General features: G+C 70.0%; 30 protein-coding genes. 9 read left to right on the top strand and 21 right to left on the bottom strand.

Annotated elements, in window-relative coordinates:
• Window position 1: 1 nt before the first annotated feature.
• From FIU83_RS03270 to phaR, 4 genes are all read right to left on the bottom strand, one after another.
• On the bottom strand, window positions 2–874 hold the full coding sequence (locus FIU83_RS03270; RefSeq protein ID WP_152482740.1) for a phosphoribulokinase: 873 nt from the start codon (window positions 872–874) through the stop codon (window positions 2–4).
• A complete protein-coding gene (locus tag FIU83_RS03265) occupies window positions 874–1,308 on the bottom strand; it encodes a thioesterase family protein (protein WP_152482739.1) in 435 nt (144 codons plus the stop codon). The genes FIU83_RS03270 and FIU83_RS03265 overlap by 1 nt, the downstream gene beginning before the upstream one ends.
• 38 nt (window positions 1,309–1,346) lie before the next feature.
• A complete protein-coding gene (gene purD / locus FIU83_RS03260) occupies window positions 1,347–2,639 on the bottom strand; it encodes a phosphoribosylamine--glycine ligase (protein WP_152482738.1) in 1,293 nt (430 codons plus the stop codon).
• 69 nt (window positions 2,640–2,708) lie between these two features.
• On the bottom strand, window positions 2,709–3,173 hold the full coding sequence (gene phaR / locus FIU83_RS03255; protein WP_152482737.1) for a polyhydroxyalkanoate synthesis repressor PhaR: 465 nt from the start codon (window positions 3,171–3,173) through the stop codon (window positions 2,709–2,711).
• Between the two features lie 110 nt (window positions 3,174–3,283).
• Here phaR and FIU83_RS03250 point away from each other — a divergent pair, with 110 nt between their 5' ends.
• Window positions 3,284–3,997 (top strand): 16S rRNA (uracil(1498)-N(3))-methyltransferase, encoded by a 714-nt coding sequence (locus tag FIU83_RS03250; protein ID WP_152482736.1) that lies wholly within the window; start codon window positions 3,284–3,286, stop codon window positions 3,995–3,997.
• Between the two features lie 66 nt (window positions 3,998–4,063).
• Here FIU83_RS03250 and FIU83_RS03245 read toward each other — a convergent pair whose 3' ends face one another.
• From FIU83_RS03245 to FIU83_RS03190, 12 genes are all read right to left on the bottom strand, one after another.
• The gene (locus tag FIU83_RS03245; protein WP_152482735.1) at window positions 4,064–4,618 is read right to left on the bottom strand and encodes an ATP-dependent zinc protease; all 555 of its coding nucleotides are present in this window, start codon (window positions 4,616–4,618) and stop codon (window positions 4,064–4,066) included.
• A 19-nt stretch (window positions 4,619–4,637) separates the two neighbouring features.
• The gene (locus FIU83_RS03240; protein WP_152482734.1) at window positions 4,638–5,927 is read right to left on the bottom strand and encodes a lytic murein transglycosylase; all 1,290 of its coding nucleotides are present in this window, start codon (window positions 5,925–5,927) and stop codon (window positions 4,638–4,640) included.
• 69 nt (window positions 5,928–5,996) lie between these two features.
• A complete protein-coding gene (locus FIU83_RS03235) occupies window positions 5,997–6,452 on the bottom strand; it encodes a DUF3429 domain-containing protein (RefSeq protein ID WP_152482733.1) in 456 nt (151 codons plus the stop codon).
• Between the two features lie 40 nt (window positions 6,453–6,492).
• Window positions 6,493–7,896, bottom strand: a complete 1,404-nt coding sequence (locus FIU83_RS03230; protein ID WP_152482732.1) for a DASH family cryptochrome — start codon at window positions 7,894–7,896, stop codon at window positions 6,493–6,495.
• Complete coding sequence (locus FIU83_RS03225; protein ID WP_152482731.1) at window positions 7,893–8,045, bottom strand: DUF2256 domain-containing protein; 153 nt, start codon at window positions 8,043–8,045, stop codon at window positions 7,893–7,895. Before FIU83_RS03225 ends, FIU83_RS03230 begins: the two co-directional genes overlap by 4 nt.
• Before the next feature lie 200 nt (window positions 8,046–8,245).
• Window positions 8,246–8,650, bottom strand: a complete 405-nt coding sequence (mnhG, locus tag FIU83_RS03220) for a monovalent cation/H(+) antiporter subunit G (RefSeq protein ID WP_152482730.1) — start codon at window positions 8,648–8,650, stop codon at window positions 8,246–8,248.
• Window positions 8,643–8,912 (bottom strand): monovalent cation/H+ antiporter complex subunit F, encoded by a 270-nt coding sequence (locus FIU83_RS03215; RefSeq protein ID WP_152482729.1) that lies wholly within the window; start codon window positions 8,910–8,912, stop codon window positions 8,643–8,645. The genes mnhG and FIU83_RS03215 overlap by 8 nt, the downstream gene beginning before the upstream one ends.
• A 39-nt stretch (window positions 8,913–8,951) precedes the next feature.
• The gene (locus tag FIU83_RS03210; protein WP_152482728.1) at window positions 8,952–9,425 is read right to left on the bottom strand and encodes a Na+/H+ antiporter subunit E; all 474 of its coding nucleotides are present in this window, start codon (window positions 9,423–9,425) and stop codon (window positions 8,952–8,954) included.
• On the bottom strand, window positions 9,422–10,954 hold the full coding sequence (locus FIU83_RS03205; RefSeq protein ID WP_152482727.1) for a Na+/H+ antiporter subunit D: 1,533 nt from the start codon (window positions 10,952–10,954) through the stop codon (window positions 9,422–9,424). Before FIU83_RS03205 ends, FIU83_RS03210 begins: the two co-directional genes overlap by 4 nt.
• On the bottom strand, window positions 10,951–11,298 hold the full coding sequence (locus FIU83_RS03200; protein WP_152482726.1) for a Na+/H+ antiporter subunit C: 348 nt from the start codon (window positions 11,296–11,298) through the stop codon (window positions 10,951–10,953). The genes FIU83_RS03205 and FIU83_RS03200 overlap by 4 nt, the downstream gene beginning before the upstream one ends.
• A gap of 9 nt (window positions 11,299–11,307) precedes the next feature.
• Window positions 11,308–11,739 carry a Na+/H+ antiporter subunit B gene (locus FIU83_RS03195; protein WP_152482725.1) on the bottom strand — a complete coding sequence of 144 codons (432 nt, stop codon included), beginning with the start codon at window positions 11,737–11,739 and terminating at the stop codon, window positions 11,308–11,310.
• Window positions 11,732–14,092, bottom strand: coding sequence for a putative monovalent cation/H+ antiporter subunit A (locus tag FIU83_RS03190; RefSeq protein WP_152482724.1), 2,361 nt, complete (start codon window positions 14,090–14,092; stop codon window positions 11,732–11,734). Before FIU83_RS03190 ends, FIU83_RS03195 begins: the two co-directional genes overlap by 8 nt.
• Before the next feature lie 259 nt (window positions 14,093–14,351).
• Between FIU83_RS03190 and FIU83_RS03185 the strand changes: the two genes are divergently transcribed.
• From FIU83_RS03185 to FIU83_RS03160, 6 genes are read left to right on the top strand one after another with little or no spacing between them, the layout of a single operon-like run.
• A complete protein-coding gene (locus tag FIU83_RS03185; protein WP_152482723.1) occupies window positions 14,352–17,180 on the top strand; it encodes a monovalent cation/H+ antiporter subunit A in 2,829 nt (942 codons plus the stop codon).
• The gene (locus FIU83_RS03180; protein WP_152482722.1) at window positions 17,180–17,518 is read left to right on the top strand and encodes a Na+/H+ antiporter subunit C; all 339 of its coding nucleotides are present in this window, start codon (window positions 17,180–17,182) and stop codon (window positions 17,516–17,518) included. Before FIU83_RS03185 ends, FIU83_RS03180 begins: the two co-directional genes overlap by 1 nt.
• A complete protein-coding gene (locus FIU83_RS03175; protein ID WP_152482721.1) occupies window positions 17,515–19,026 on the top strand; it encodes a monovalent cation/H+ antiporter subunit D in 1,512 nt (503 codons plus the stop codon). The genes FIU83_RS03180 and FIU83_RS03175 overlap by 4 nt, the downstream gene beginning before the upstream one ends.
• Window positions 19,023–19,520: a Na+/H+ antiporter subunit E gene (locus FIU83_RS03170; RefSeq protein ID WP_152482720.1), complete on the top strand. Its 498-nt coding sequence runs from the start codon at window positions 19,023–19,025 to the stop codon at window positions 19,518–19,520. Before FIU83_RS03175 ends, FIU83_RS03170 begins: the two co-directional genes overlap by 4 nt.
• Complete coding sequence (locus tag FIU83_RS03165) at window positions 19,514–19,783, top strand: K+/H+ antiporter subunit F (protein WP_152482719.1); 270 nt, start codon at window positions 19,514–19,516, stop codon at window positions 19,781–19,783. Before FIU83_RS03170 ends, FIU83_RS03165 begins: the two co-directional genes overlap by 7 nt.
• 21 nt (window positions 19,784–19,804) lie before the next feature.
• A complete protein-coding gene (locus FIU83_RS03160; RefSeq protein ID WP_152482718.1) occupies window positions 19,805–20,188 on the top strand; it encodes a Na+/H+ antiporter subunit G in 384 nt (127 codons plus the stop codon).
• 21 nt (window positions 20,189–20,209) lie between these two features.
• On the opposite strand, the gene hemH is transcribed toward FIU83_RS03160, so the two are convergent.
• Complete coding sequence (hemH, locus tag FIU83_RS03155; protein WP_152482717.1) at window positions 20,210–21,298, bottom strand: ferrochelatase; 1,089 nt, start codon at window positions 21,296–21,298, stop codon at window positions 20,210–20,212.
• A gap of 170 nt (window positions 21,299–21,468) precedes the next feature.
• Here hemH and FIU83_RS03150 point away from each other — a divergent pair, with 170 nt between their 5' ends.
• Together FIU83_RS03150 and FIU83_RS03145 are read left to right on the top strand one after the other, a co-directional pair.
• A complete protein-coding gene (locus FIU83_RS03150) occupies window positions 21,469–23,055 on the top strand; it encodes a cryptochrome/photolyase family protein (protein ID WP_152482716.1) in 1,587 nt (528 codons plus the stop codon).
• The gene (locus FIU83_RS03145; RefSeq protein ID WP_152482715.1) at window positions 23,052–23,447 is read left to right on the top strand and encodes a thiol-disulfide oxidoreductase DCC family protein; all 396 of its coding nucleotides are present in this window, start codon (window positions 23,052–23,054) and stop codon (window positions 23,445–23,447) included. The genes FIU83_RS03150 and FIU83_RS03145 overlap by 4 nt, the downstream gene beginning before the upstream one ends.
• Before the next feature lie 22 nt (window positions 23,448–23,469).
• On the opposite strand, the gene FIU83_RS03140 is transcribed toward FIU83_RS03145, so the two are convergent.
• From FIU83_RS03140 to rplI, 4 genes are all read right to left on the bottom strand, one after another.
• Window positions 23,470–23,772, bottom strand: a complete 303-nt coding sequence (locus FIU83_RS03140; protein ID WP_152482714.1) for a DUF6482 family protein — start codon at window positions 23,770–23,772, stop codon at window positions 23,470–23,472.
• 132 nt (window positions 23,773–23,904) lie between these two features.
• Window positions 23,905–24,198: a hypothetical protein gene (locus FIU83_RS03135; RefSeq protein WP_108445063.1), complete on the bottom strand. Its 294-nt coding sequence runs from the start codon at window positions 24,196–24,198 to the stop codon at window positions 23,905–23,907.
• A gap of 68 nt (window positions 24,199–24,266) precedes the next feature.
• The gene (dnaB, locus tag FIU83_RS03130; RefSeq protein ID WP_152482713.1) at window positions 24,267–25,655 is read right to left on the bottom strand and encodes a replicative DNA helicase; all 1,389 of its coding nucleotides are present in this window, start codon (window positions 25,653–25,655) and stop codon (window positions 24,267–24,269) included.
• Between the two features lie 146 nt (window positions 25,656–25,801).
• Window positions 25,802–26,248 carry a 50S ribosomal protein L9 gene (gene rplI, locus FIU83_RS03125; RefSeq protein WP_108445065.1) on the bottom strand — a complete coding sequence of 149 codons (447 nt, stop codon included), beginning with the start codon at window positions 26,246–26,248 and terminating at the stop codon, window positions 25,802–25,804.
• Between the last annotated feature and the right edge of the window lie 2 nt (window positions 26,249–26,250).

Raw genomic sequence — 26,250 nt, 5'->3', positions numbered from 1 at the left:
GTCAGCGGAAGCGGCGCTGGGCCAGCAGGTGGCGCACCAGCGGGCCGAGGATCAGCTCCATGGCCAGCGACAGCCGCGAGCCCGGCACCACCAGGGTGTGGGGGCGGCTCATGAAGGCATCCTGGATCATCGCCAGCAGGTAGGGGAAATCCACCGTGGCCGGGTCGCGGAAGCGGATCACCACGAAGGACTCGGCGTCGGTGGGGATGTCCTGGACCTCGAAGGGGTTCGAGGTGTCTACCGTGGGCACCCGCTGGAAGTTGATGTGGGTACGCGAGAACTGCGGCTGGATGTAGCGCACGTAGTCATCCATGCGCCCCAGGATGGTGTCGATCACCGCCTCCTGGGAGTAGCCACGGTGGCGCATGTCGCGATCGATCTTCTGGATCCACTCCAGGTTCATGGTCGGCGCGACCCCCACCAGCAGATCGACGTGGCGGGCGATGTCGAGCTCGGCGGTCACGAGCCCCCCGTGCAGCCCCTCGTAGAACAGCAGGTCGGTGCCGCAGGGCAGCGACTGCCATTCGGTGAAGGTGCCGACCTGGTAGCCGGCCTCGATCATCTGCTTGTCTTCAGCGTGGATATAGTGCCGGTAGGCGCCGTTGCCGGTCTGGCCGTACTCCCGGAACAGCGCCTCGAGCCGGTCGAGCAGGTTGGCCTCCACCGCGAAGTGGGAGAGCTCGTCCTTGCGGTCGGGCTCGTCGACGAGGAGCTGGGCCAGCTCCTGGCGGGTATAGCGGTGGAAGGCGTCGCCGTCGACGAAGGCGGCGTGCACGGCCTCCCGGGCGAACATGCGCTCGAAGGTGCGCTTCACCGTGGTGGTGCCGGCCCCGGAGGAGCCGGTCAGGGCGATGATCGGATACTCCCGGGACATCAGCGAGCCCTCACCAGGGCATCCCGCACCCCCTCGGGGATCGCCACCGGGCGGCCGGTGGCCGGATCGACCAGCATCAGGTTGATCCGGGCCGTGGCCACCGTGGCGCCGTCGGCCTCGCGCAGGATCCGGTGGTAGACGCCGATCGCCTTGCGCGCCGGCGCCGGGATGGCGGTCTCCACCACCAGGGCATCGGGCCAGCGCGTCTCGGCCTGGTACTGCACGGCGAGATCCGCCGCCACGCTGGGAAAGCCGCCGAGGTCGCCCTCGGAGAGCCCCCGAGCGGCCAGCGCGGCGACCCGCGCCTCGTGAAGCAGCGAGATCAGCGCATCGTGGCCCAGGTGGCGGCCGTAGTTCATGTCGGTGATGCGCACCGTCAGCGGGTGACGGTGCATCACCTCGTCGACGGGAAAGCTCAGTCGGACACGCTCCATCCTCGCTCCTGAATCTTGTTGTTGGGGGTCACTGCGTCTCAGGCGTCGCCGCGCTCCCGGGCGATGGCCCGGTGGGCGATGTCGCGCCGGTAGAGCACCTCGGGCCAGTCGATCTCGGCCACGCCCCGGTAGGCCAGGTCGCGGGCCGCGGAGACGCCCTCGCCCAGCGCCGTGACGCAGAGCACCCGGCCGCCGGCGGTGACCACCCGGTCGTCCCGCTCGGCGGTGCCGGCGTGGAAGACCTTGCAGCCGGTGGCCTCGGCGGCGTCGAGCCCGTCGATGGCGTCGCCCTTACGGTAGCTGCCGGGGTAGCCGCCGGCGGCCAGCACCACGCCCACCGCGGGGCGCGGGTCCCAGTCGCAGGCCAGCCCCGCGAGCTCGCCGCGGGCACCGGCCAGGCAGAGCTCGGCCAGGTCGGAGCGCAGGCGCAGCATGATCGGCTGGGTCTCGGGGTCGCCGAAGCGGCAGTTGTACTCGATCACCCTGGGGTTGCCCTCGGCATCGATCATCAGGCCCGCGTAGAGGAAGCCGGTGTAGGGGTGGCCCTCCTCGGCCATGCCCCGCACCGTGGGGCGGATCACCCGATCCATGATGCGCTCGAAGACGCTCTCGGTGACCACCGGCGCCGGCGAGTAGGCGCCCATGCCGCCGGTGTTGGGGCCGGCATCGCCGTCGAAGGCGCGCTTGTGGTCCTGGCTGGTGGCCATGGGCAGGATGGTCTCGCCATCGACCATGACGATGAAGCTCGCCTCCTCGCCCTGCAGGAACTCCTCGATCACCACCCGAGCGCCGGCGTCGCCGAAGGCGTTGGCCTCGAGCATGTCGCGCACCGCCGCCTCGGCCTCTTGCTGGGTCATGGCGACGATCACGCCCTTGCCGGCGGCCAGGCCGTCGGCCTTGATGACGATGGGCGCGCCCTTCTCGGCCAGGTACTCAAGCGCCGGCTCCACCGCGGTGAAGGTCTGGTAGTCGGCGGAGGGAATGGCGTGTCGCGCCAGGAAGTCCTTGGTGAAGGCCTTGGAGCCCTCGAGCTGGGCCGCGCCGGCGGTGGGGCCGAAGATCGCCAGACCCGCCTCGCGGAAGCGATCGACCACGCCCGCGACCAGCGGTGCCTCGGGGCCGACGATGGTCAGCGCGACGCCCTCGTCCCGGGCGAAGGCCACCAGGCCATCGAGGTCGTCGACGCCGATCGCGACGTTGACGAGGCCCGGCTCCCGGGCCGTGCCGGCGTTGCCGGGCGCCACGAAGACCGCCTCCACTCGGGGTGACTGGGCGACCTTCCAGGCCAGGGCGTGTTCGCGGCCACCGCCGCCGATGATCAGGACCTTCATCCGCTGACTACCTCAGAATCGTGCGAGAAACGTCGCGGCATTATGTCAGAAAGTGGCGCGCGGCGCCGCTCACGACTTGCCCTTTCCCGAGTCGTCGTCGCTGCCGCTGCCGGCCTGGCCGATGGTCTTCTGCCAGAACTTCATGTTCTCCTCGGCCATCTCACGCATCAGCTCCATGGGCGAGTGGCGCATGGCCTGCTGCCACTGGTCCTGCATGTGATGCTGCTGCTCGAGCATCAGCTTGGTGCCCTGCTCCAGGTAGCGTGCCAGGGGCAGCGGCTGGGCCATGTCGTAGACACGGATGAACTGCGCCAGCAGATCGTTGGAGAAGACCTGGGCGTCGCCGTCGGCCTGCTCCTGCTCGATGATGATCGACAGCAGGATGGTGCGGGTCAGGTCCTCGCCGCTCTTGGCGTCCTCGACCCGGAAGGGCACCTCGTCGAGGATCAGGCCGCGCAGATCCTCGAGGGTCACGTAGCGGCTCTGTTCGGTATCATAGAGCCTGCGGTTGGCATACTTGCGAATCACGCGCACGGCGCTGCTCCTTGTGTGGTGGGGGCGACGGCCCCCGTAGCGCTATTGTGCACCGCGACACCCTCCATGCAAGGCATCGCCCCCATTCAGTCCCAACGCAACGAGGCGCCATGAACCTGATCCTGCTCTCCCCCGAGGACGTCGAGAACCATCGCCTGGCCCGGGTCCGCGACCCGCGCCGGCTGGCACACCTGCGCGAAGTGCATCGCGCACGCCCCGGGGACACCCTGACGCTGGGCATCGCGGGAGGGGCGCTCGGGCGCGGCGAGCTGCTGACCCTGGACGATCACGAGGCGACCTTCGACGTCGCCGCGCTGGACCAGCCGCCGCCGCCGGCACTGCCGGTGCACCTGGTGCTCGCCCTGCCCCGCCCGCGGATGCTGGCGCGCAGCCTCGAGCACGTCACCGCGCTCGGCGTGAAGCGGATCACCCTGCTCAACACCCGCCGCGTGGAGAAGAGCTACTGGCAGTCGCCGGAGCTCGAGGCCGAGAAGATCCGTCACCACCTGGTGCTGGGCCTGGAGCAGGCCCGGGACACCCGACTGCCCGAGGTCACCCTGGCCAAGGGCTTTCGCCCCTTCGTCGAGGACGCACTGCCGGGGCTGCTCGCGGGGCGCCGCGGCCTGGTGGCCCACCCGGGCATGCCCGACGACTGCCCCCGCGGCCTCGACGAGCCGGCGCTGCTGCTGGTGGGGCCGGAGGGCGGCTTCATTCCCTGGGAGGTGGAGCAGCTGCTGTCGGCCGGCTGCCAGGGGATCCACTTGGGGCCCCGCATCCTGCGGGTGGAGACCGCGGTCACCGCCCTGCTCGCCCGGCTCTTCTGAGCCCGAACCGGGCGCCCGACGAGAAGGCCGCGCCCATGCGGGCCCGGCCACGGGGCGACGGGGGCGCTACTCGGCCTCGTCGGGGTCGTGGGGCACGTAGGGCGCGTCCTCGCCGCAGTCAGGCTCGGTGAGGAAGGTCTCGCGCACGTCGAGCAGGCCGAGATGGCCGATGGAGCGGCGTCCGAGCAGCAGCGGGTAGTTCATCTCCTCGCGGTCGCGAAGCCCGAACTGCTCCTCGTAGACGGTACCGCCCAGGCAGACGTCCATCAGCACCACCGGCCGCTCGTCGACGCCACCGGCGCCACGCACCCGCAGGTCCCGGTAGAGCGGCAGCTCCATGCGCTCGGTGAAGAGCTCGCCGCTCTCCTCGTCCTCGAGCTTCAGGCGAAAGCGCACCCACTCCTCGCCCTCCTGCTCGAAGAGCTCGATGTCGCGGGCGTCCAGCGACGAGGTCAGCGCACCGCTGTCGAGCTTGGCCTTCACCTCGACGCCCCAGGGCTCGAGGGTGGCCTTCTCCACCCAGCCAAACACGCTCGGCTGGTCGTCGGCGGCAAGGGCCGCGGGCGCCGCGCTCGAGAGCAGGGCGGCCAGCAGCAGCGAAGGAACTCGGGTCGGGATCATGATCACCTCCGAAACGGGCTCAGCGCCGCAGGCGCTCGAGCAGGGTAAGCGTGGCGAAGCCATCCGGCGTGACGCCGATGGCGTCCTGGAAGTCGCGCAGGCCGCGACGGGTATTGGGCCCCATGATGCCGTCCGGTGCCCCCACCTCGAAGCCCCGCGCATTGAGCAGGCGCTGCATCTCGCGCACCTGGGTGCGGCTCAGCGGCTGCTGCGCCCGGGGCCACGCCTGCACCACCCCCTCGCGGCCGGCGATCTCGTCGGAGAGCGCCCCCACCGCCAGGGCGTAGCTGGTGGCGTTGTTGTAGCGAAGTATCGCCCGGAAGTTGGGCCCCACCAGGAAGGCCGGGCCGTCGGCGCCGGCGGGCACGATCACCGAGGCGCTGGCGAAGTCGGGCAGCGGCGCGCCGTCGAGGGTACGCACGCCCTGCGCGGCCCATTCGGCGCTCGAGAGGCGATGGGCAAGCTCGGTGCGGGCGTAGTCGAACCCCTCGGGGAGGCGCACCTCGACGCCCCAGGGCGCGCCCGACTGCCAGCCGGCGCGCTCGAGGTAGTGGGCGGTGGAGGCCATGACGTCGGGGATGCTGCCCCAGATGTCGCGGCGCCCGTCGCCGTCGCCGTCCACCGCGTAGGCCTCGAAGCTCGAGGGGATGAACTGGGTGTGGCCCATGGCGCCGGCCCAGGAGCCGATCATGCGCTCGGGCGAGATATCCCCCGCCTCGAGGATGCGCAGGGCCGCGAGCAGCTCGCTGCGGGCGAAGTCACTCCGGCGACCCTCATAGGCCAGGGTGGCCAGCGCCTCGAGGGTCGAGAAGTCGCCGAAGTTGCCGCCGTAGTTGCTCTCGATGCCCCAGATGGCGACGATCACCTCCGCCGGCACCCCGTAGCGGCGCTCCATCTCGCGGGCGGTCTCGCGGTGCTCGGCGAGCCGCGCCCGCCCGGTGCTGACCCGGGTCGCCGAGACGGCGCTGTCCAGGTACTGCCAGATCGGCCGCACGAACTCGGGCTGGGAGCGGTCGAGCTCGATCACCCGCGGCCGATAGCGCAGGCCGTCCAGGGCCCGCGCCAGGGTCGCCTCGGCGATGCCCTCGGCGCGCGCCTCGCGCCGGAAGCTCGCCAGCCACGCCTGGAAGTTTGCCGCGGCGGCCGTTGCCGCGGCAGCCGTCGCCGCAGGCTGGGCGGCCTCGGCGACGGCCACCGTGGTCGCCGCGTCAGGCGCCTCCTCCGGCGCCGCGTGGGCCTCGCTCGGCGGGGCGGCCTGGCAGCCGGCCAGCAGGGCCAGCAGCAGAGGGGGGGTCAGCATCCGTTTCATCGTTGCTCCTGAGGCGTGGTCCATCAACCGGCCGATCATCGCCCAGAACCGCGCGCCTGGAAACCCCGATCAGGCGCCCAGGAGCCGCCAGATCACCAGGCCGTGGCAGGCCACCACCACCAGGGTCAGCAGCGTGCGCAGCGGCTGGTACCAGTCGGGCAGCTGGGCCCGGCCATCTTGGGAGTGCTCGTGGAAGCGCACCAGCAGAAAGCCGGCGACCAGCACACAGGCACCGGTCAGCGGATGCAGCAGCAGCGCCGGCCAGGCCAGCAGGCTCGGCACCATGGCGAGCAGCATGCGCGCCCGGAACGGCGCCTCGCCGGGCCGTTCCCGACACATCGCCACGCCCCACTGCACCCCGCCGAGGAAGGAGAGGATCACCGCGGCGTAGGCGAGAAAGGCGCGGATGGCGACGACCTGCCAGGCGATCGGCGAAAGCCAGGTCGCCGCGGCGGTCGCCAGGAAGGGGATCAGGCCGGCCAGGCCCAGCATCCAGGGCAGGCGGGGCGAGGCGTTGAGCGTCATGAGGGCTCCTCGGACGAAGGGAAGAGGACGACGATGGGCATCAGGAGGGCGACGGCGGCCGGGGCAGCAGCCAGTCGCGCCAGCCCGGCGCCTCGGCCACGGGCGAGGCGAAGCGCGCGGGGGCGGCTCGCCAGGGCTGGTGCCGGGCCTGGCCGGGCGGCAGCGCCGCGAGTTCGGGCTGCCAGTGGGTCACGTACTCGCCTGCGGGGTCATAGTCCCGGGCCTGCTTGAGCACGTTGAACCAGCGCTCCCGTGTGTCGCGGCCCACCCCGGCCACGTAGCGCCAGTTGCCCCAGTTGCTCGCCACATCGTAATCGACCAGGCAGGCCTCGAACCAGGCCGCCCCCAGCCGCCAGTCGCCCTCGAGCTCGTTGACCAGGAAGCTCGCCGCGTTCTGGCGGGCGCGGTTGGAGAGCCAGCCGGTGGCCGCCAGCTCGCGCATCGCCGCGTCCACGAAGGGCACGCCGGTGCGCCCGTCGCGCCAGGCGCGAACGCCCTCGTCCACCGCCGGCAGCTCACGCCCGCCGAAGAGGGCCGCGCCCTCCTGGCGCGCCGCCCAGTGGAAGTACTCGCGCCACAGGAGCTCGAAGACGACCCAGTAGCTCGACTCGTTGGCGCCGTGTCGGGCCTCCCAGGCGACCACCGCATCGCGCACCTGGCGCGCCGACAGGCAGCCATGGGCCAGCCAGGGGGAGAGCCGGGTGGAGAAGTCGGCGCCGACCAGGCCGTTGCGGGTCTGCTTGTAGCGGGCGATGGCCCCGCTCTCCCACAGGTAGTGATCGAGCCGCGCCCGGCCTGGCGTCTCGCCGCCGGCGAAGGCGAACTCGCCGCGCGCATCCGGCGCCCAGGCGGCCGCGCGGCTACACACCTTGCCGAGCGGCGGGAAGCCGCGCGGCGCGCCCCCCGGCCACCCGGGCAGGGTCACCGGCGCCGGGGCGGCCTCGGGGATCGTCGCCCCGGCGCGCTCGACCCGGCGGCGAAACGCGGAGAAGCTCCTCGGCAGCTCGGCGAGCGCCGTGGGCAGCGAGGCCTCGTCGAGCAGCGTGCCGGTATCGAAACGGTTGACCGCGACGCCATCGCCCAGCCGGGAGGCCAGCCGGGCGACGGCCTGCCGCTCCTCCCAGCCGGGCTCGGCACGCACCCGCACCTCGTCGATGGCGTGATCGTCGACCAGCCCCGTCACCGTCTCGACCGGCTCCCCGACGCGGACCAGCAGGTCGCTGCCGCGCTTGAGCAGCTCGCCGCGCAGGGCGATCAGGCACTCCCACAGGAAGCGCAGCCGGGCCGGCCCGATGCGCGGCGCCTCGAGGCCGGGCAGCGGCGCGAGCCAGGCCTCGTCCAGCACGACGACGCAGAGCAGCGCCTCCGGGGGCGCGTCGAAGACGAACAGGGGGTTATCGGCCAGGCGCAGGTCGCTGCGCAGCCATACCAGGGTTCGGCTCATGACGATCGCACCTGGCGGCGGGCCTCGCGACGGCAGCGTTCGCTGCAGTGGCGAACCTCGTCCCAGCAGCGTGCCCACTTGCGTCGCCAGGCGAAGGCGCGCGCGCAGTGGGCGCAGACCTTGTGCGGGAGATGCGGCTTGCGGTGCATGGAGCATGCCTCACATATGTGACAGGACAATATAATAGTACAGTATTTGTACAATTAAATGCGCCCCGCCGCCACTCCCCTGACGGCGAGGCAATCAATGCGCCGCTCGCGAGGAAGGTGCTCGTGGGGAAGGTCGCGACACCAAGGGGCCGCCCGAAGGCGGCCCCTTGGCATCGGAGCGGGTCAGGCGCCGGCGCGCCTCAGGAGGGGTCGGGCTCGTCGGGGGAGCGGCGCTCGCGCTCCTCGGCGGGCGTGCCGCTTCTCAGGTCGCGGGTCAGGGGGTCGAAGTGGGGCTTCAGCTCGTCCTTGACGGTGCCCGCCCAGAGCCGGGCGCCGACGATGTAGCCCGCCCGGCCGATCACGTGGGCCGCCACCGGGGCGGTCATCATGATGAAGAGGATCACCCCGAAGGCCCGCGCCACCACCGCCACCTCGGCGAAGTGCAGCGCCACGGCCAGCATGATCAGGGCGATGCCGAGCGTCGCCGCCTTGGTGGTGGCGTGCATGCGGGTCAGCAGGTCGGGCAGTCTCACCACCCCCAGCGCCGCCAGGAACATGAAGAAGGCGCCGGCCAGCACCAGGCCGCCCTCGAGGTGCTCAATCATCGCGAGGCCCTCCGCGTTCCAGGAAGCGGGCGAAGCCGATGGCGGCCATGAAGGCCATCAGCGCCATGACGATGGCCACGTCCAGGAGGCTCGGCACGTCGGTGGCGATGGCGATCACGCCGATGATGCCGACGAGGATCGACGAGAAGAGCTCCAGGGCCACCACCCGGTCCGGCAGGCTGGGGCCGCGGAACAGGCGCACGAAGGCCAGGCAGAGCGCCAGGACCATCAGCGCCAGACTCACGAGGATCACGGGGGACACCGGAGCACCTCCTTTCTTCGCCACGGAAACGGGCATTCGCTAGTGGAACAGGGCCAGCGCCCGGCGCTCGAGCTCGGCCAGGCTGCGCCGCAGCGCCGGCTCGTCGTCCAGGAACATGGCATGGATATAGAGCACGCGGCGGTCATCGGAGACGTCCAGGCTCAGGGTGCCCGGCGTCAGCGTGATCAGGTTGGCGACCAGGGCGATCTCGAACTCGGTGGTGGCCCGCAGCGGCATGGCGATCACGCCCGGCTTCATGTACCAGGTCGGGGTGATGATGTCGTAGGAGACCTTGAGGTTCGCCATCACCAGCTCCTTGAGGAAGAAGCCGATGAAACGGATCAGCCGCGGCAGGCGTTGGGCATAGCCGGCCAGCGCCGGCACCTGGGGCTGAATCAGCGCCAGCACCAGGTAGCCGAAGAGCAGCCCGGCCAGCAGGTTGCGGCCGCTGAAGTCGCCGGTCAGCACGACCCAGGCGAAGCCGAGCATCAGGTTCCAGGCGGCTCCGATCATGGCGTCTCCTCCCCCGTCGCGTCCGGCTCGACTCCGGATCCAAGAACCGCCTCGATGTAGCGCTCGGGCGCCAGCAGCTGGTCGGCCGAGGCCTCGGCCAGGGCGTAGATCGGCCCGGCATTGAGGCCGATGAAGAGCGTGCAGAGCCCAAGCCCCGCGACCGTCGCCGACATCAGCCACATCCCCCGGGGGGCGACAACCGGCGGGGGCTCGCCCTGCGCCTCCGGTGCCGCCTTCCAGAACACCTCGGCCCAGATCTTGATCATCGAGTAGAGGGTGAGCAGGCCCACCAGCAGGGCGATGAAGGTCACCCCATAGGCCTCGGCCTCGAGGCCGGCACGAATCACGATGAACTTGGCGAGAAAGCCCGAGAGCGGTGGCATGCCGGCCAGCGACAGGGCCGGGATCAAGAACAGCACGGCCAGCCACGGGTGGCTGCGGTAGACGCCGCCCAGCGCCTTGAGCTGATAGGTCCCGCGCAGCCGATGGACGATGCCGCTGACCAGGAAGAGGTTCGTCTTCACGATGATGTGGTGAATGATATAGAAGACCCCGCCGATGATCGCCAGGGGGGTGAAGAGCGCCAGTCCCAGGATCATGTAGCCGATCTGGCTGACGATGTGGAACGACAGGATGCGGCGGAACTCGAACTGCGCCGCCGCGCCGAGCACCCCGGAGAGCATGGTGAAGCCGGCGCCCCACAGCAGGATCTCGTGGGTGTAGCCGGGGCTGTGGTGGAAGATCAGCGTGAACACCCGGTAGAGCGCGTAGACCCCGACCTTGGTCAGCAGGCCGGCGAACAGCGCCGAGACCGCCACCGGCGGCGTGTGGTAGGAGGCCGGCAGCCAGAAGAACAGCGGGAAGGCCGCCGCCTTGATGCCGAAGGCGACCATGAACATCATCGCCAGGACGTCGGCCATGCCGTCGTTCTCGAGGGTCGCCAGGCGCCGCGCGATGTCGGCCATGTTGAGCGTGCCGACCATGCCGTAGAGCAGCCCCACGGCGACCAGGAAGACCACCGAGGAGACCAGGTTGAGGGTGACATACTTGATCGCCCCCTCCATCTGCGCCTTCTCGCTGCCCAGGATCAGCAGCGCGAAGGAGGCCACCAGCATCACCTCGAACCAGACATAGAGGTTGAAGATATCGCCGGTGAGGAAGGCCCCGGCGACCCCCGCCAGCAGCAGGTGCATCAGCGGGAAGTAGCCATAGGCCTCGTGGCCGCGCCCCACCGTGGCCAGCGAGAAGAGCGCCACGGCGAAGCCGATGATGCCCGTGAGCACCACCATGATCGCCCCCAGCAGGTCGGCCACCAGGCTGATGCCGAAGGGCGCCGTCCAGCCGCCCATCTGCATGACCTGGATGCCGTCGCGCTGCACCGTGGCCAAGAGCCACAGGCTGGTCAGCAGCAGGCTCGCCGTGCCGGCCACGGCGAGGAAGCGCTGCATGCTCCGGGAGCGCCAGAACAGCAGCGACACGGCGCCGGACAGCAGCGGAATGAGGATGGGCAGCGCGATCTGGGGCGTCACGAGTCGGTGTCCCTCATCTTGTCCAGGTCATCGGCGCCCACGATCTCCCAGGCGCGGCGCACCAGCACCACGGAGAACGACAGCACCCCGAAGGCGATGACGATGGCCGTGAGCACCAGCGCCTGGGGCAGCGGGTCGGCCACCGCGCCCACCGGCGCCGTGAGCCCCTCGGGCACCAGCGGCGGGGCGCCACGCACCATGCCGGCCGTGGCGAAGATCAGCAGGTTGGCGGCGTTGGAGAGCAGCATCAATCCGATGACCAGCTTGACGATGGAGCGCCGCAGCATCATGTAGACGGCGGCGGCGAAGAGCGTGCCGATTGCGACGGCTATCAGGGGTTCCATGGCGCCTCCTCAGCGTTCGTCGTCGTGCTGGTCGGTCTTGACCAGGGCGGTGATCGCCGTGAGCACCGAGCCCACCACCACCAGGTAGACCCCGACGTCGAAGAGCAGCACCGTCGAGGCCTTGAAGTCGATGATCGGGATGGTCCACCACTGGGCCGTGAAGAAGGGCTCGCCGACCCACCAGGCCGGCAGGGTCGAGCCCACCCCGAGCAGCAGCCCCATGGCGACCAGGTCCCGGGGGGACACCGCGAGCATCCGGTTCAGGGGACGACGCCCGAAGGCGAACAGGTAGAGCGCGAAGGCCGCCGCCGCCACCAGCCCGGCGATGAAGCCGCCACCCGGCTCGTCGTGGCCGCGCAGCAGCAGGAACAGGGAGAAGAGCAGCTGCAGCGGCAGCAGCAGCCGCGCCGCGGCGTTGAGGATCAGGGTACCCCTAGCCATCGCGGCCCTCCCCCGGCGGTATGCCGCGCCGGCTCTCGTGCTCCCGGCCATGTCGGTCCGGGCGATAACCGTCCCGGGCATGGAAGCGCAGCATGGCATAGACGCCGACGGCCGCCAGCGCCAGGACGAAGATCTCGCCCAGGGTGTCCAGCGCCCGGAAGTCGACCAGGATGACGTTGACGATGTTGTGGCCGTGGCCAAGCGGCTGGCTGTTGGCGATCATGTAGTCCGAGATGCGCGGCAGGCGCTCCCCGGAGAGCACCGCCAGCATCAGCGCGGTGATCAGCCCACCGGTGAGCACGGCGACGATGAGGTCGCGCAGTCGCTCCAGGGGCGTCGAGAGGGTGGCGAAGCGCGGCAGGCGAAACAGCACCAGCACCAGCAGGATGACCGTCAGGGTCTCGACCAGCAGCTGGGTGATCGCCAGGTCCGGGGCGCTGAACAGCACGAAGGTCAGGGCGATGGAGAAGCCCATGACCCCGAGCGCCGCCACGGCCGCCAGGCGCGAGCGCATCACGCAGGCCGCCACGGCCCCGGCGACCATCAGGCCGGCGACCACCGCCTCGTGGAGGTAGACCGCCAGGGCGACATCGAGGGTGAAGGCGTGGCGGAAGAAGAGCGCATGGCCCACCAGGCCGACCAGCACCAGCAGGGTCACGGCCAGGTAGTGGCGGATGTGGCCGTTCTGCAGCAGCCGGGTCTGCCACTCGGCGACGGCCACCATGCCGGCCATCAGCGCCTCATAGCCGGCCTCGGGGCCGCGCGCCATCAGCGGCGCGAGGCGTGCGAGCCGGCCCCGCAGCCGGTCCCAGTGGCGGTAGGTCAGAAGGCCCAGCGCCAGGCTCGCGAGCGACAGCACGAGCGGCAGGTTGAGCCCGTGCCACAGGGCCAGGTGGGGGTCGGCGCCGGGTGCACCGATGCCGGCCAGGGTGGCCGCCACCAGCGGGTCGAGCAGGCCCGGCGCCAGGCCGGCGCCGAGCGACAGCGCGGCGAGCAGCGCCGGCCCCGCGAGCATCGCCGGGGGCGCCTCGTGGGGGGCCCTGGGGGTCTCGCGGGCCGCGCCGAAGAAGGGGCGCAGGGCGACGATGGCCGCCACGGCCAGGGTCAGGAAGGCCGCCGAGAAGGCGAGCAGCAGGAGCAGCGGCCGCCAGGCGTCGGCCTCGAGCACCGCGGCGAGCATCGCCTCCTTGCCCACGAAGCCGAGCAGCGGCGGCAGCCCGGCCAGCGACAGCGCCGCCACCCCCGCCACGACGGCGGTGCGCGGCATCGTCCGACGCAACCCGCCCATGGCGGTGACGTCCTTGGTGCCGGTCTCGTGGTCGAGGATGCCGGCCACCATGAACAGCGCCCCCTTGTAGAGCGAATGGGCCAGCAGGAAGACCACGAAGGCGGTGAGCGCTCCGGGGGTGCCGAGGCCGAGCAGCAGGGTCAGGGTGCCCAGCGCCATCACCGTGGAGTAGGCCAGCAGCGTCTTGACGTTGGTGTGCCGGATCGCGAGGAAGGCGCCGGTGGCCATGGTCACCGCGCCGACCAGCGAGAGGGTCGTGACCCACAGCTCGGTGCCGCCCAGCGCCGGATGCAGCCGCGCCAGCAGGTAGATGCCCGCCTTGACCATGGTCGCCGAGTGCAGGTAGGCCGAGACCGGCGTGGGCGCCGCCATGGCATTGGGCAGCCAGAAATGGAAGGGAAACTGTGCCGACTTGGTGAAGGCACCGACCAGCAGGCAGAGCAGCAGCGGCGTGTAGAGCGGGTGCTGTCGCAGGGCGTCGCCGCGCTCGACCAGCTCGGCCAGCGACCAGCTGTCGCCGGCCCCGGCCAGCATGATCAGGCCGGCCAGCAGCGCCAGCCCGCCGCCCACGGTGACGAAGAGCCCCTGCAGGGCCGCCTTGCGGGCGGCGGGATCGGTGTGATGAAAGCCGATCAGCAGGTAGGAGGTGATGCTGGTGAGCTCCCAGAAGACGAAGAGCGTGACCAGGTTGTCGGCAAGCACCAGGCCGAGCATCGACATCATGAAGGCGGTGATCACCACCAGGAAGCGCGGCAGGTCGCGGTCGCCGCGCAGGTACTCCCCCGAGTAGACCAGCACCAGGGCGCCGATGCCGGTGATCAGCAGGGCGAAGAGCCAGGCGAGGCCATCGATCAGGAAGGTCAGGGTGATATCGAGCCCCGGCACCCAGGCCCACTCCAGGCGCAGCACCTCGCCGGCGGCGATCGCCGGCCACTGGCCGAGCAGCCAGGCCGCGATGGCGGCGGGCAGCAGGGCCATCACCCCCGGCGTTCGGGACCCGAACCACTGATGCAGCAGCGGGGCCAGGCCCGCCATCGCGAAGCCGCCCAGCACGGCGAGTTGCATCGGCCACCCTCCCAGTAACGGGAAGCGCACACGGGGCGCCTCCCTCGCGATGAGGTTCATCCACTCTAGGAAGACAAAGTGTTGAAAGGCAAGGAGGCAGCGAGGGAATTCGCTTTGCGGTAGAGTGGCAGGGAGCCAAACCATGGGGGGCCCTGACCCAGGGACGGGGGGCGATGGTGTATCGCCCGTCTCATCCTGTTTCCCGGGCGCGTGACCGAAACGCTCCCCCGTCGACGAACCCGCGCAGGATGACCGATCGATGACACTGCTGTGGATAGCCCTGCTGCCCCTGCTGGGGGTGCTGATACCCGCGTTCACCGCGCAACGTGGGCGACACTTCTGCTCCCTGGCCACCGCGGCGCTACCCGCGCTGGCGCTGCTGCTGACCCTCGCCCAGCTGCCGAGCCTGGCGGCCGGCGAGACGCTGCGCGTCGCCGCCGAGTGGATGCCCACCCTGGGCCTCGAGCTCGCCTTCCGGCTGGACGGCCTGTCGGTGCTCTTCAACCTGCTGATCCTGGGCATCGGCCTGCTGATCCTGCTCTACGCGCACTTCTACCTGTCGCCGGAGGAGCCCTTCGGGCGCTTCTACGCCTACCTGATCCTCTTCATGGCCTCCATGGTCGGCATCGTGATGGCCGACAACCTGCTGCTGCTGTGGCTCTACTGGGAGCTGACCAGCCTCTCCTCCTTCCTGCTGATCGGCTTCTGGTCGCACCGAAGCGACGCCCGCAAGGGGGCGCGCATGGCGCTGACCGTGACCGGCGCCGGCGGCCTGGCCCTGCTCGCCGGGCTGCTGCTGCTGGGCGACATGGCCGGCAGCTACGACATGCAGGTGGTGCTCGACAGCGGCGGCGCCATCCTCGCCGACCCGCGCTACCCCTGGATGCTCGGTCTGGTGCTGCTCGGCGCCTTCACCAAGTCGGCGCAGTTCCCCTTCCAGTTCTGGCTGCCCCACGCCATGGCGGCGCCCACGCCGGTCTCGGCCTACCTGCACTCGGCGACCATGGTCAAGGCGGGCATCTTCCTGATGGCCCGCCTGCACCCGGCGATCGCCGGCAGCGAGCTGTGGACGGTGGTGGTATCGCTGACCGGCATGGCGACGCTGCTCTACGGCGCCTGGTTCGCGCTGCTGAAGACCGACCTCAAGGGCATCCTGGCCTTCTCCACGGTCAGCCACCTCGGCCTGATCACGGTGCTGCTGGGCATCGGCAGCCCCATGGCGCTGCTCGCCGCGCTCTTCCACATCCTCAACCATGCTGCCTTCAAGGCGGCGCTGTTCATGTGCGCCGGCATCATCGACCACGAGACCGGCACCCGCGAGCTCAAGCGCCTGGGCGGCCTCCGGCGCGCCATGCCGGTCACCGCCCTGCTGACCACCCTGGCGGGGGCTGCCATGGCCGGGGTGCCGCTGTTCAACGGCTTCCTGTCCAAGGAGATGTTCTTCACCGAGACCCTCGAAAGCCCTGTACTCGGCGGGCTGAGCTGGCTGATGCCGGTGCTCGCCACCCTGGGCGGTATCCTCTCGGTGGCCTACTCGCTGCGCCTGGTGCATGCGGTGTTCTTCAAGCCGGCTCGCGAGGCGCCGCCCAAGTCGCCCCATGAGCCGCCCCGGCTGATGCGCGCCCCGGTGGCGCTGCTGGTGGCGATCTGCGTGCTGGTCGGCCTCGCCCCGGTGCTGGCCGAGGGCCTGCTGGGCCTGGCGCTCACGCCGGTGCTCGGCGAGGCGCTGACGTTCCACCTGGCGATCTGGCACGGCGTCAACCTGCCGCTGGCCATGAGCGGGGTGGCGCTGGTCGCCGGGGTGGCGATGTACGCCCGCCATGCCAACCTGCAACGCCTCCTGAAGGGCTTTCGCCCGGTGGACGCCCGCCTGGTGTTCGAAGGCAGCGTGCAGCGGCTGACCGCCCGGGCCGAGACGATACTGCGCGGCATCGACAACGGCTCCCAGCAGCGCTACGTCGGCCTGCTGCTGCTGGCCTCGCTGGTGGTGGCGGGGGTCGGGCTCTCCGGCATGCCGCTGCTCACCGGCGACCAGGGCAACCAGCCCATCGACGGCGTGCTGCTGGTGGGCGCCGGCCTGATGATCTTCGGCGGCCTCGGCACCGCCGCCACCCACCGCTACCGCCTGATCTCGCTGCTGATGCTCTCGGTGGTGGGCCTGATCGTGTCGCTGACCTTCGCCCGCTTCTCGGCGCCCGACCTGGCGCTGACCCAGCTGTCGGTGGAGGTGGTGACCATGATCCTGCTGATGCTGGCGCTCTACTTCCTGCCCCAGCGCACCTCCCGTGAGACCTCGGCGCCGCGCCACGCCCGCGACATCGTGCTGGCCGGGGCCCTGGGCATGGCGGTGGCGAGCCTCAACTACGCGGTGCTGACCCGCGACACCACCAGCCTCTCGAGCTTCTTCCTGGAGAACAGCGTGTCGGGCGGCGGGGGCCACAACGTGGTCAACGTCATCCTCGTCGACTTCCGCGGCTTCGATACCCTGGGCGAGATCACCGTGCTGGCCCTGGCGGGACTGGCCATCTTCAAGCTGCTGCGGCGCCTGCGCCTGTTCATGCCCCACAGCGACACCGAGGGCCGACTCTGGTCGCCCGACCGCTACCCGGCGATCCTCACCTCCATCTCCATGGCCCTGCTGCCGCTGGCGCTGCTGGTATCGGCGTTCATCTTCCTGCGCGGCCACAACCTGCCCGGCGGCGGCTTCATCGCCGGGCTGGTCACCTCGGTCGCCATGATCCTGCTCTACATGGCCCGCGGCGTGGAGTGGGCCCAGGAACGGCTGCAGTTCGAGTACCAGCCGGTGGCCGTCGCCGGGGTCGGCATCGCGACCCTGACCGGGCTCGGCAGCTGGCTGTTCGGCGAACCGTTTCTCACCTCGGCCTTCGGCCACTTCCACCTGCCCCTGATCGGCGACTTCGAGCTGGCCACCGCCATGCTCTTCGACCTGGGCGTCTACCTGGCGGTGGTCGGAGCTACCCTGATGATCCTCGCCAACCTGGGCAAGGTCACCACGCCCCACAGCCCGGCCAAGGGCGCCCCGGCCAGCGACGAGAACCTGTCCCGTTCCAGCAAGGAGAAACACTGATGGAAAGCCTCTACGCCATCACCACCGGCGTGCTGACCGCCTGCGGGCTCTACCTGACGCTGCGCGGGCGGACCTTCCCGGTCGTCGTCGGGCTGACCCTGCTCTCCTATGCGGTCAACCTCTTCCTGTTCTCCATGGGGGGACTGACGACCGGCGCCGCGGCGATCATCGACGGCCAGTCGCGGTTCGCCGACCCCCTGCCCCAGGCGCTGGTGCTGACCGCCATCGTGATCGGCTTCGCCATGACCGCCTTCGTGGTGATCCTGGCCATGCGCGCCCGCAGCGAGCTGGGCAATGACCACGTCGACGGTCGCAAGCGAGAGGAGCCCCACCGGTGATGCAGCACCTGATCGTTCTTCCCGTCGTCCTGCCGCTGGTGGTGGGACTACTCCTGCTGCGCAGCCGGCACGGCGCCATGCGCACCCATCGCACGGTGGGCGTCGCCGCCACCGCCCTGCTGGTGGCGGTGGCCGCGGTAATGCTGGCCCGGGCCGCCGGCGGCGAGGTCACCTACTACGCGCTGGGCGGCTGGCAGCCGCCCTTCGGCATCGTGCTGGTGCTCGACCGCCTCTCGGCACTGATGGTCATGGTCACCGCGGTGCTGGCGCTGGGCTGCGTGATCTTCGCCTGCGCCGGCGACGACGAGCGCGGCAGCAACTTCCACGGCCTCTTCCAGCTGCAGCTGATGGGCATCAACGGCGCCTTTCTGACCGGCGACCTGTTCAACCTCTTCGTCTTCTTCGAGGTGCTGCTGCTGGCCTCCTATGCGCTGTTGATCCACGGCGGCGGCAAGTCGCGGATCCAGTCGGCGGTGCACTACGTGGTGCTCAACCTGGTCGGCTCGTCGCTGTTCCTGATCAGCGTAGGCGTGCTCTACGGCGCCACCGGCACCCTCAACATGGCCGACATGGCCGTGCGCCTCTCGGCGCTGCCGGCCGAGCGCGAGGGGCTGGTCATCGCCGGCGGCCTGATGCTGCTGGTGGTGTTCGGCCTCAAGGCCGCCATCCTGCCGCTCTATTTCTGGCTGCCGCGGGCCTATGCCGCCGCCCCGGCCCCGGTCGCCGCGCTCTTCGCGATCATGACCAAGGTCGGCATCTACGCCATCCTGCGGGTCTACACGCTGATCTTCGGCGAGCAGGCCGGGGGCCTGGAGGCCCTCGAGCGCCCCTGGGTGTGGTGGCTGTCGCTGGCGACCATGGTGGTGGCCGGCATCGGCGTACTGGCGGCCCGGGACCTGCGCCTGCTGGTGGCCTACCTGGTGGTCATCTCGGTGGGCACGCTGCTGGCCGGCATCGGCATGGGCTCGCCGGAAGCCGTCTCCGCCCTGCTCTACTACCTGGTGCACAGCACCCTGGTCACCGGCGGGCTCTTCCTGCTGGCCGAGATGATCGGCCTGCAGCGGGGCAAGGCGAGCACCCGGCTGGTCAAGGGGCGTCCGCTGCGCGACGGCCGCCGCCTGGCCGGACTCTTCTTCGTCGGGGCGGTCGCCGTGGCCGGCCTGCCGCCGCTGTCCGGCGCCCTCGGCAAGGCGCTGCTGATGGACGCCGCCGTGAGCTGGCAGCAGCCGTGGCTGTGGCCGGTCCTGCTCGGCACCGGCCTCGCCGCCCTGGTCGCCCTCTCGCGGGCCGGTTCGACGCTGTTCTGGCGCAGCCACGACGGCGAGGCCGGCGGCGAGGCGCTCACGCGTGCGCGCTGGCTGGGCGCCGGCGGCCTGCTCGCCGCCTCACCGCTGCTGGTCGCCCTGGCCGGGCCGGTCAGCGACTACACCCGTGCCACCGCCGACCAGCTGGCCGACCCGGATGTGCTGGTGCGTGCCGTCCTGTCTGATGCCGGAGAGTCCCCATGATCACGCCTCGCCGCTGGCTCCCCCTCCCCCTGCTGTCGATCCTGCTGCTGATCGTCTGGCTGCTGATGGCCCGCAGCATCGCGCCGGGCCAGATCCTGCTGGGCGGGGTGCTGGCCCTGCTCATCCCGCTGGCCACCTACCGCTTCTGGGACGCCCAGCCCCATGTGGCGAAGCCCGGGCTGCTGGCGCGCTTCGTCGTGCGCGTGCTGATCGATATCCTGGTCGCCAACATCCAGGTGGCCTGGCTGATCATCAATCCGCGCCAGCGCATGCGCCCGGCCTTCGTCGTCTACCCGCTGATGCTGGAGGAGCGCTTCACCATCACCCTGCTGGCCAGCACCATCAGCCTCACGCCGGGCACGGTCTCGGCCAACCTGCGCATGGACGGCAAGTCGCTGCTGATCCATACCCTCGACATGGAGGACGAGGACGCGCTGATCGAGACGATCCGCGAACGCTACGAGCGGCCGCTGAAGGAGATCTACGAATGCTAGACATCGCCCTGAAGATCAGCATCACCCTGATCCTGCTGTCCATCCTGCTCAACGCCTATCGAATGACGGTCGGGCCCGACATGCCCGACCGCATCCTGGCGCTGGACACCATGTACGTGAACTCCATCGCGCTGATCGTGCTGATGGGTCTGTGGCTGAACACCAAGACCTACTTCGAGGCGGCCCTGCTGATCGCCATGCTCGGCTTCATAAGCACCGTGGCGGTCTGCAAGTACATCCTGCGCGGCGACATCATTGAATAGGCCAGCAACCTCGGAGCCACCATGAACGTCTACGTCATCCTCGAGGGCATCATCGCCTTCTTCCTGATCGCCGGGGGGCTCTTCGCCTTCATCGGCTCGCTGGGCATGGCCCACCTGCGCGACTTCTACATGCGCCTGCACGGGCCCACCAAGGCGACCACCCTGGGCATCGGCTGCATCCTGATCAGCTCGATGCTCTACTTCTCGACCACCCAGGGCGAGCCGATCATCCAGGAGCTGCTGATCACCCTGTTCCTGTTCATCACCGCACCGGTGAGCGCCCACCTGCTGGCCAAGACCGGCCTGCACCTCACGCTCAAGCACGTGCCCAAGACCCGCGGCAAGCCGGTGGAGCTCTACCGCGAGGAGGTCGGCGAGAAGCCCGTCCCGCACCCGGAACAGTAGGCGCGCCGCCGCGCGTCGACGCTAGACCCAGCCGCCGAGCTCGTTGTCGATCACCGCGAGCAGCGCGGCGATATGGTCGTCGCGGTCGTTCAGGCAGGGAATGTAGGTGAAGGTCTCGCCGCCGGCCGCGAGGAAGGCGTCGCGGATCTCCTCCTCGATCTCCTCGAGGGTCTCCACGCAGTCGGCCGAGAAGGCCGGCGAGACCACCGCGATGTGCTTCTTGCCCTGGCGCGCCAGCTCGGCGACGTGCTCCACGGTCGCCGGCCCCACCCACTCCTCGGGCCCGAACTTCGACTGGAAGGCCGTCTGGATGGCGTCCTCGTCCCAGCCCAGGCGCTCGCGCAGCAGGCGCGTGGTCTTCTGGCACTGGCAGTGGTAGGGGTCGCCCTCCAGCAGGTAGCGCTTGGGCACGCCATGGTAGGAGGCCACCAGCACCTCCGGGGGGGTCTTTGCGGCCTCATAGGCCTCGCGCACGGAGTTGGCCAGGGCATCGAGGTAGGCGGGATGCTCGAAGTAGGCCGGCACGGTGCGCAGCGACGGCTGCCACTTGAGCTTCATCAGGGTGCGGAAGGCCTGGTCGTTGGCGGTGGCCGTGGTCGGCGAGGCGTACTGGGGGTAGAGCGGGAAGAAGAGGATCCGCTCGCAGCCCTCGGCCTGCAGGCGGCGCAGCACGCTATCGGTGGAGGGGTTGCCGTAGCGCATGCAGAAGTCCACCACCACCCGGTCACCAAAGCGCTCGGCCAGCCCCTCGGCCACCTTGCGGGTCTGCTCCCGGGTAATGGTCAAAAGCGGGCTCTCGTCGCGCTCGGTGTTCCAGATGCCGCGGTAGGCCTCGCCGGACTTGAAGGGCCGGCGCGAGAGGATGATCAGCTGCAGCAGCGGCTGCCACTTCCAGTCCGGGTAGTCGACCACCCGCTTGTCGGAGAGGAACTCGTTGAGGTAGCGGCGCATCGACCAGTAGTCGGTGGCATCCGGCGTGCCCAAGTTGGCCAGCACCACGCCCACCTTGCCCCGGGGCACGGCGGGATGGTCGGCGGGCGCGTGGGGCGGGCGATCCGCCCGGGGCTGGGTGGGCTCGGCGGCGTCAAGCGGCGTCTCGGAGGCGGCCATGGAGGTCATCCTTGTGATTGCACTTGAGAAAGCAATTGAGAAAGCACTTATGAAAGCACGGGGAACGGGGATCGCGATGGTCGCGAGTGGCTAAAGCCTACCACCGACGGGCGCCATCGCGGAATCGAGTTATACTATAGCGACCATTTGTATAACCCCTGGTCAACTTCATGCCCACACCGCTGATCCTGGTCCTCGGCGACCAGCTGAGCCACGACCTCGCCAGCCTGCGCGACCTGCCGGACGGGGCGGTCATCGCCCTGTGCGAGGTCGGCGACGAGGCGAGCTACGTGCCCCACCACCCCCAGAAGATCGCGCTGATCTTCTCGGCCATGCGCCACTTCGCCGAGGCGCTCCGCGAACGCGGCCTGCGCGTCCACTACAGCGCCCTGGACGACGCCGACAACGCCCAGGACCTGATCGCCGAGGCGGAGCGCCTCGCCGCCCACTACGGCTGCGACGAGATCCGCGCCGTGCGCCCCGGGGAGTGGCGGCTGTGGCAGGCGATGGGCGAACGCGCCGAGGCCGAGCCGCCCTGGCGGCTCGTCGAGGACGACCGCTTCTTCGCCACCCCCGAGGCCTTCGACGCCTGGGCCAGGGGCCGCAAGGCCCCCCGCCAGGAGCACTTCTATCGCCTGATGCGTCGCCGCACGGGGCTCTTGATGGAGGACGACGCGCCCGCCGGCGGCCAGTGGAACTTCGATCACGACAACCGAGAGCCGTTACCGGCCGACTTCTCGGTTCCCGAGCCTCCCCGTCATCGCCACGACGCCACCACCGAGGCGGTGCTTGAGCTCGTCGCCGAGCGCTTCGGCGATCACTTCGGCCGTCTCGAAGGCTTCCACTGGCCGGTGACGCGGCGCCAGGCGCTGGTCGACCTGCGCCACTTCATCGAGCACCTGCTTCCCCACTTCGGTCGCTACCAGGATGCCATCAGCGACGCCGAGCCCTTCCTCTACCACTCGCGGCTCTCGGCGGCCCTCAACCTCGGGCTGCTCTCGCCCCGGGAGGTGTGCGAGGCGGTCGAGCGCGAGTATGACGAGGGGCGCGCGCCGCTCAACGCCGTCGAGGGGTTCATCCGCCAGGTGCTGGGCTGGCGAGAGTACGTGCGCGGGCTCTACTGGACGCGCATGCCCGACTACAAGCGCGGCAACGCCCTGGGCGCCCACCGCGGCCTGCCGCGCTTCTTCTGGGACGGCGACACCGAGCTGCGCTGCCTGCGTCGCGCCATCGAGATGACCCGCGACCACGCCTACGCCCACCATATCCAGCGGCTGATGGTGACCGGCAACTTCGCGCTGCTCTGCGGCGTGGCCCCCGAGGCGCTCTGCGACTGGTACCTGGCCGTCTACGCCGACGCCTGCGAGTGGGTGGAGCTGCCCAATACCCTGGGGATGGTGCTGCACGCCGATGGCGGGCTGATGGGCTCGAAGCCCTACTGCGCCTCGGGCAAGTACATCGATCGCATGTCGGACCACTGCCGACACTGCCGTTTCGACCCGAAGCGGGTCACGGGCGAGGACGCCTGCCCCTTCAACAGCCTCTACTGGGACTTCCTGGAGCGCCACGCCGACACCCTCGGCGCCAACCCGCGCATGAAGCTGATCTACGGCAGCCTGGCGCGGATGAGTGACGACAAGCGCGCTGCCATGCGCGAACAGGCCGGCGCCTTCCTCGAGGCGCTCGATACCACGCCCGCCTATGGCCAGGGGACACACCGCCTGGGCTATGGCACGACCGAGGAAACATCATCATGACGCGCCGCGCCACCCTCTCTGCCCGCGCCCCGGTCACCCTCTTTCACGACGGCCACTGCCCGCTGTGCCAGCGGGAGGTCGCCTGGCTGGCGCGCCACCCGCGCCGCGAGCGCATCCTGCTGGTGGACATCCAGGCGCCGGACTTCGACGCCACGGCGCTCGGCAGCAGTTTCGCGGCGATGATGGGCCGGCTGCACGTGCGCGACGCGACGGGGCGCTGGTTCGTGGGGATGGACGCCAGCCGCGCGCTCTACGCGGTGCTGGGCTATCGTCGGCTGGTCTGGCTGAGCACCCTGCCGGGGATCGGCGGGGCGATGGATGCGGGGTATCGCTGGTTCGCCCGCCGTCGCATCCGCCTGGGACGCTGGCTCAAACGGCGGGGGAAAGACTAGCGGGCAAGGCGCCCGCGCCGGGTCAGAAGACCAGCGGCATGCGCGAGGTCAGCGGGTCCTGGTAGTGGGCCTCGCGGCCGATGACCTCGTCGTGGGGCACCTGCTGCACCAGGTAGGCACGGTGGATGCCGGCCCGCCGGAGCTCGAGGTAGACGTCGTCCAGCGAGCGAAACAGGATCGGCTTGCCGGCGCGGGTCAGCATATGGCGCGCGCCCTCCACGTCCTCGAGCTCGACCTGGTAGAAGCGGCTGCCGGCATGGCCGATCACGCGAATCTCGAAATTGTCGTGGTGGGCCACGAAGGCCTTCAATGCCTGGAAATCCATGGGGCCATCCTCCTGATGTCCGGTCGGGGGTGTCGGGATGCACGCTGGGGACAGCCTGGGCCACCCCGATGACGATCGCGTGTCGCCGACGTTACCTTCCAGTGACCCCACCCCCGGCGCGAGGTTCCAGGCTTACTGATATTCGGAGGGGTCGATGGCCTTGCCCAGGGAGTTGCGGTCGACCCACTTGCCGGCCTTGGTCTCCTTGTAGCGGAACACCACCTTGTCACCGACCTTCACCGGGAGCTCCGAGTCCTCGGTCTGGTAGCTGTAGGCCTCGCCGTCCACCTGCAGGTGATAGCGATAGAGGTCGGGCATCCCCAGCCACTCCTTGAAGGGGCCTTCACGCTCCATCGACTGGAGCTCGCCGCGCCCCTCGAGTTTCGGGGTCCGCTGGCGATTGCCGCGTCGAAATCCGCCTGCCATGGTCTCTCCTGCCTGTGGGATTGAAGGGAACGGCATTATACGGGGCCGCCGACGGGACTCAAGGGCCGTCACTCGCCGAAGGCCTCGCGATAGCTGTCCGGCGCCAGGTCCTCGAAGCGCGTGTACTTGCCGATGAAGGCCATGTGGACCGTGCCGATGGGGCCGTTACGCTGCTTGCCGATGATCACCTCGGCCAGCCCCTGGTTGTCGGGGTTGTCCGGGTTGTAGACCTCGTCGCGGTAGACGAAGCCGATGATGTCGGCGTCCTGCTCGATGGCTCCGGACTCGCGCAGGTCCGACATCACCGGGCGCTTGTTGGGGCGCTGCTCCAGGGAGCGGTTGAGCTGGGAGAGCGCCACCACCGGGCAGCCGAACTCCTTGGCCAGCCCCTTGAGCGAGCGGGAGATCTCCGAGATCTCGCCGGTGCGGTTCTCCGAGAAGCCCGGGATCTGCATCAGCTGCAGGTAGTCGATCATGATCAGCCCCAGGTTGCCGTGCTCGCGGACCACGCGGCGGATGCGGGAGCGCATCTCGCTGGGCGAGAGCGCCGCGGTGTCGTCGATGAACAGCTGCTTGTCCTTGAGCAGGTTGACCGCCGAGGTGAGGCGCGGCCAGTCCTCGTCCTCCAGCTGGCCGGTGCGCACCCGGGTCTGATCGATGCGCCCCAGCGACGAGAGCATGCGCAGCATCAGCGCCTCCGCCGGCATCTCCATGGAGAACACCATCACCGGCTTGTCGCTGGAGATGACCGCGTGCTCGACCAGGTTCATGGCGAAGGTGGTCTTGCCCATGGAGGGGCGCCCGGCAATGATCACCAGGTCCGAGGGCTGCAGGCCCGAGGTCATCTCGTCGAGGTCGCGGAACCCGGTGGAGAGGCCGGTCATCTCACCCTGCATGTTGAACAGCTCGTCGATGCGATCGACCGCCTTGGTCAGCAGCTCGCTCATGCCGATGGGGCCGCCCGACTTGGGCCGCTCCTCGCTGATCTGGAAGACCAGCCGCTCGGCCTCGTCGACCAGCTCGTCGGCGGGGCGTCCCTGGGGGCTGAAGGCACCGTCGGCGATCTGGCTGGCCGCGCGGATCAGCTTGCGCAGGGTGGCGCGCTCGCGAACGATGTCGGCGTAGGCGCGGATGTTGCTGGCCGAGGGCGTGTTGCGCGCCAGCTCGGCGAGGTAGGCCAGCCCCCCCACGGTATCCAGCTGGTCGCGCCCCTCCAGGGCCTCGGAGAGGGTCACCACGTCCAGCGGACGCCCCGCCTCGGCCAGGCTCGCCATGACGTTGAAGATCAGCCGGTGCTCGTAGCGGTGGAAGTCGTCCGCCACCAGGCGGTCGGCCACGTTGTCCCAGGACTGGTTGTCGAGCATCAGGCCGCCGAGCACCGACTGCTCGGCCTCCACGGAGTGGGGCGGCACCTTGAGGGCGGCGGTTTCCTGGTCGAGGGCGACGGGCTCGTTCATGGGGCGCGGACCTTCAGGAGGGAGGGGGCAGGCTCATTCTACCCGATGGCGGGCGAAGCGAAACACGGGACAAAAAGGGGGCGAGGATTGCTCCTCGCCCCCTCCTGTCGCGGCACGCCCCGAGGCGCGTGCCGTCGGCAGCGGCCTTACTCGGCCACCACCACCACGCGCACGGTGGCGTCGACTTCGGCATGCAGGTGCAGGTCGATGTCGTACTCGCCGGTCTGGCGGATCGGACCCTGCGGCATGCGCACTTCGCTCTTGGCGACCTCGATCCCGGCGCTGGAGATGGCCTCGGCCAGGTCACGCGGACCGATGGAACCGAACAGCTTGCCCTCGTCGCCGGCCTTGGAGACCAGGGAGAGCTCGATGTCGTTGAGCTGTTCGGCGCGAGCCTCGGCCTCGGCCTTGCGCTCGGCGGCCTGGGCCTCGAGCTCGGCGCGCTGCGCCTGGAAGGCCTCGATGTTGTCCTTGGTGGCCGGCACGGCGAGGCCGTAGGGCACCAGGTAGTTGCGGCCGTAACCGGGCTTGACGGTGACCTGGTCACCCAGACCGCCCAGCTTGCCAATCTTGTCGAGCAGAATGACGTCCATTC

Origin of the sequence: Halomonas sp. THAF5a, from assembly GCF_009363755.1 — a bacterium.
Classification (GTDB): domain Bacteria; phylum Pseudomonadota; class Gammaproteobacteria; order Pseudomonadales; family Halomonadaceae; genus Halomonas.
The sequence above is the reverse complement of the archived record's forward strand: the minus strand, read 5'-3'. Positions and strand labels throughout refer to the sequence as shown.

What these genes read in the sequence shown, in the direction of transcription:
- FIU83_RS03270 (WP_152482740.1), bottom strand. Translation starts at nt 874, where the DNA reads ATGTCCCGGGAGTATCCGATCATCGCCCTGACCGGCTCCTCCGGGGCC.
- FIU83_RS03265 (WP_152482739.1), bottom strand. Translation starts at nt 1,308, where the DNA reads ATGGAGCGTGTCCGACTGAGCTTTCCCGTCGACGAGGTGATGCACCGT.
- purD (WP_152482738.1), bottom strand. Translation starts at nt 2,639, where the DNA reads ATGAAGGTCCTGATCATCGGCGGCGGTGGCCGCGAACACGCCCTGGCC.
- FIU83_RS03250 (WP_152482736.1), top strand. Translation starts at nt 3,284, where the DNA reads ATGAACCTGATCCTGCTCTCCCCCGAGGACGTCGAGAACCATCGCCTG.
- FIU83_RS03245 (WP_152482735.1), bottom strand. Translation starts at nt 4,618, where the DNA reads ATGATCCCGACCCGAGTTCCTTCGCTGCTGCTGGCCGCCCTGCTCTCG.
- FIU83_RS03240 (WP_152482734.1), bottom strand. Translation starts at nt 5,927, where the DNA reads ATGAAACGGATGCTGACCCCCCCTCTGCTGCTGGCCCTGCTGGCCGGC.
- FIU83_RS03235 (WP_152482733.1), bottom strand. Translation starts at nt 6,452, where the DNA reads ATGACGCTCAACGCCTCGCCCCGCCTGCCCTGGATGCTGGGCCTGGCC.
- FIU83_RS03230 (WP_152482732.1), bottom strand. Translation starts at nt 7,896, where the DNA reads ATGAGCCGAACCCTGGTATGGCTGCGCAGCGACCTGCGCCTGGCCGAT.
- FIU83_RS03225 (WP_152482731.1), bottom strand. Translation starts at nt 8,045, where the DNA reads ATGCACCGCAAGCCGCATCTCCCGCACAAGGTCTGCGCCCACTGCGCG.
- mnhG (WP_152482730.1), bottom strand. Translation starts at nt 8,650, where the DNA reads ATGATTGAGCACCTCGAGGGCGGCCTGGTGCTGGCCGGCGCCTTCTTC.
- FIU83_RS03210 (WP_152482728.1), bottom strand. Translation starts at nt 9,425, where the DNA reads ATGATCGGAGCCGCCTGGAACCTGATGCTCGGCTTCGCCTGGGTCGTG.
- FIU83_RS03200 (WP_152482726.1), bottom strand. Translation starts at nt 11,298, where the DNA reads ATGGAACCCCTGATAGCCGTCGCAATCGGCACGCTCTTCGCCGCCGCC.
- FIU83_RS03195 (WP_152482725.1), bottom strand. Translation starts at nt 11,739, where the DNA reads ATGGCTAGGGGTACCCTGATCCTCAACGCCGCGGCGCGGCTGCTGCTG.
- FIU83_RS03190 (WP_152482724.1), bottom strand. Translation starts at nt 14,092, where the DNA reads ATGCAACTCGCCGTGCTGGGCGGCTTCGCGATGGCGGGCCTGGCCCCG.
- FIU83_RS03185 (WP_152482723.1), top strand. Translation starts at nt 14,352, where the DNA reads ATGACACTGCTGTGGATAGCCCTGCTGCCCCTGCTGGGGGTGCTGATA.
- FIU83_RS03180 (WP_152482722.1), top strand. Translation starts at nt 17,180, where the DNA reads ATGGAAAGCCTCTACGCCATCACCACCGGCGTGCTGACCGCCTGCGGG.
- FIU83_RS03170 (WP_152482720.1), top strand. Translation starts at nt 19,023, where the DNA reads ATGATCACGCCTCGCCGCTGGCTCCCCCTCCCCCTGCTGTCGATCCTG.
- FIU83_RS03165 (WP_152482719.1), top strand. Translation starts at nt 19,514, where the DNA reads ATGCTAGACATCGCCCTGAAGATCAGCATCACCCTGATCCTGCTGTCC.
- FIU83_RS03160 (WP_152482718.1), top strand. Translation starts at nt 19,805, where the DNA reads ATGAACGTCTACGTCATCCTCGAGGGCATCATCGCCTTCTTCCTGATC.
- hemH (WP_152482717.1), bottom strand. Translation starts at nt 21,298, where the DNA reads ATGGCCGCCTCCGAGACGCCGCTTGACGCCGCCGAGCCCACCCAGCCC.
- FIU83_RS03150 (WP_152482716.1), top strand. Translation starts at nt 21,469, where the DNA reads ATGCCCACACCGCTGATCCTGGTCCTCGGCGACCAGCTGAGCCACGAC.
- FIU83_RS03145 (WP_152482715.1), top strand. Translation starts at nt 23,052, where the DNA reads ATGACGCGCCGCGCCACCCTCTCTGCCCGCGCCCCGGTCACCCTCTTT.
- FIU83_RS03140 (WP_152482714.1), bottom strand. Translation starts at nt 23,772, where the DNA reads ATGGATTTCCAGGCATTGAAGGCCTTCGTGGCCCACCACGACAATTTC.
- FIU83_RS03135 (WP_108445063.1), bottom strand. Translation starts at nt 24,198, where the DNA reads ATGGCAGGCGGATTTCGACGCGGCAATCGCCAGCGGACCCCGAAACTC.
- dnaB (WP_152482713.1), bottom strand. Translation starts at nt 25,655, where the DNA reads ATGAACGAGCCCGTCGCCCTCGACCAGGAAACCGCCGCCCTCAAGGTG.
- rplI (WP_108445065.1), bottom strand. Translation starts at nt 26,248, where the DNA reads ATGGACGTCATTCTGCTCGACAAGATTGGCAAGCTGGGCGGTCTGGGT.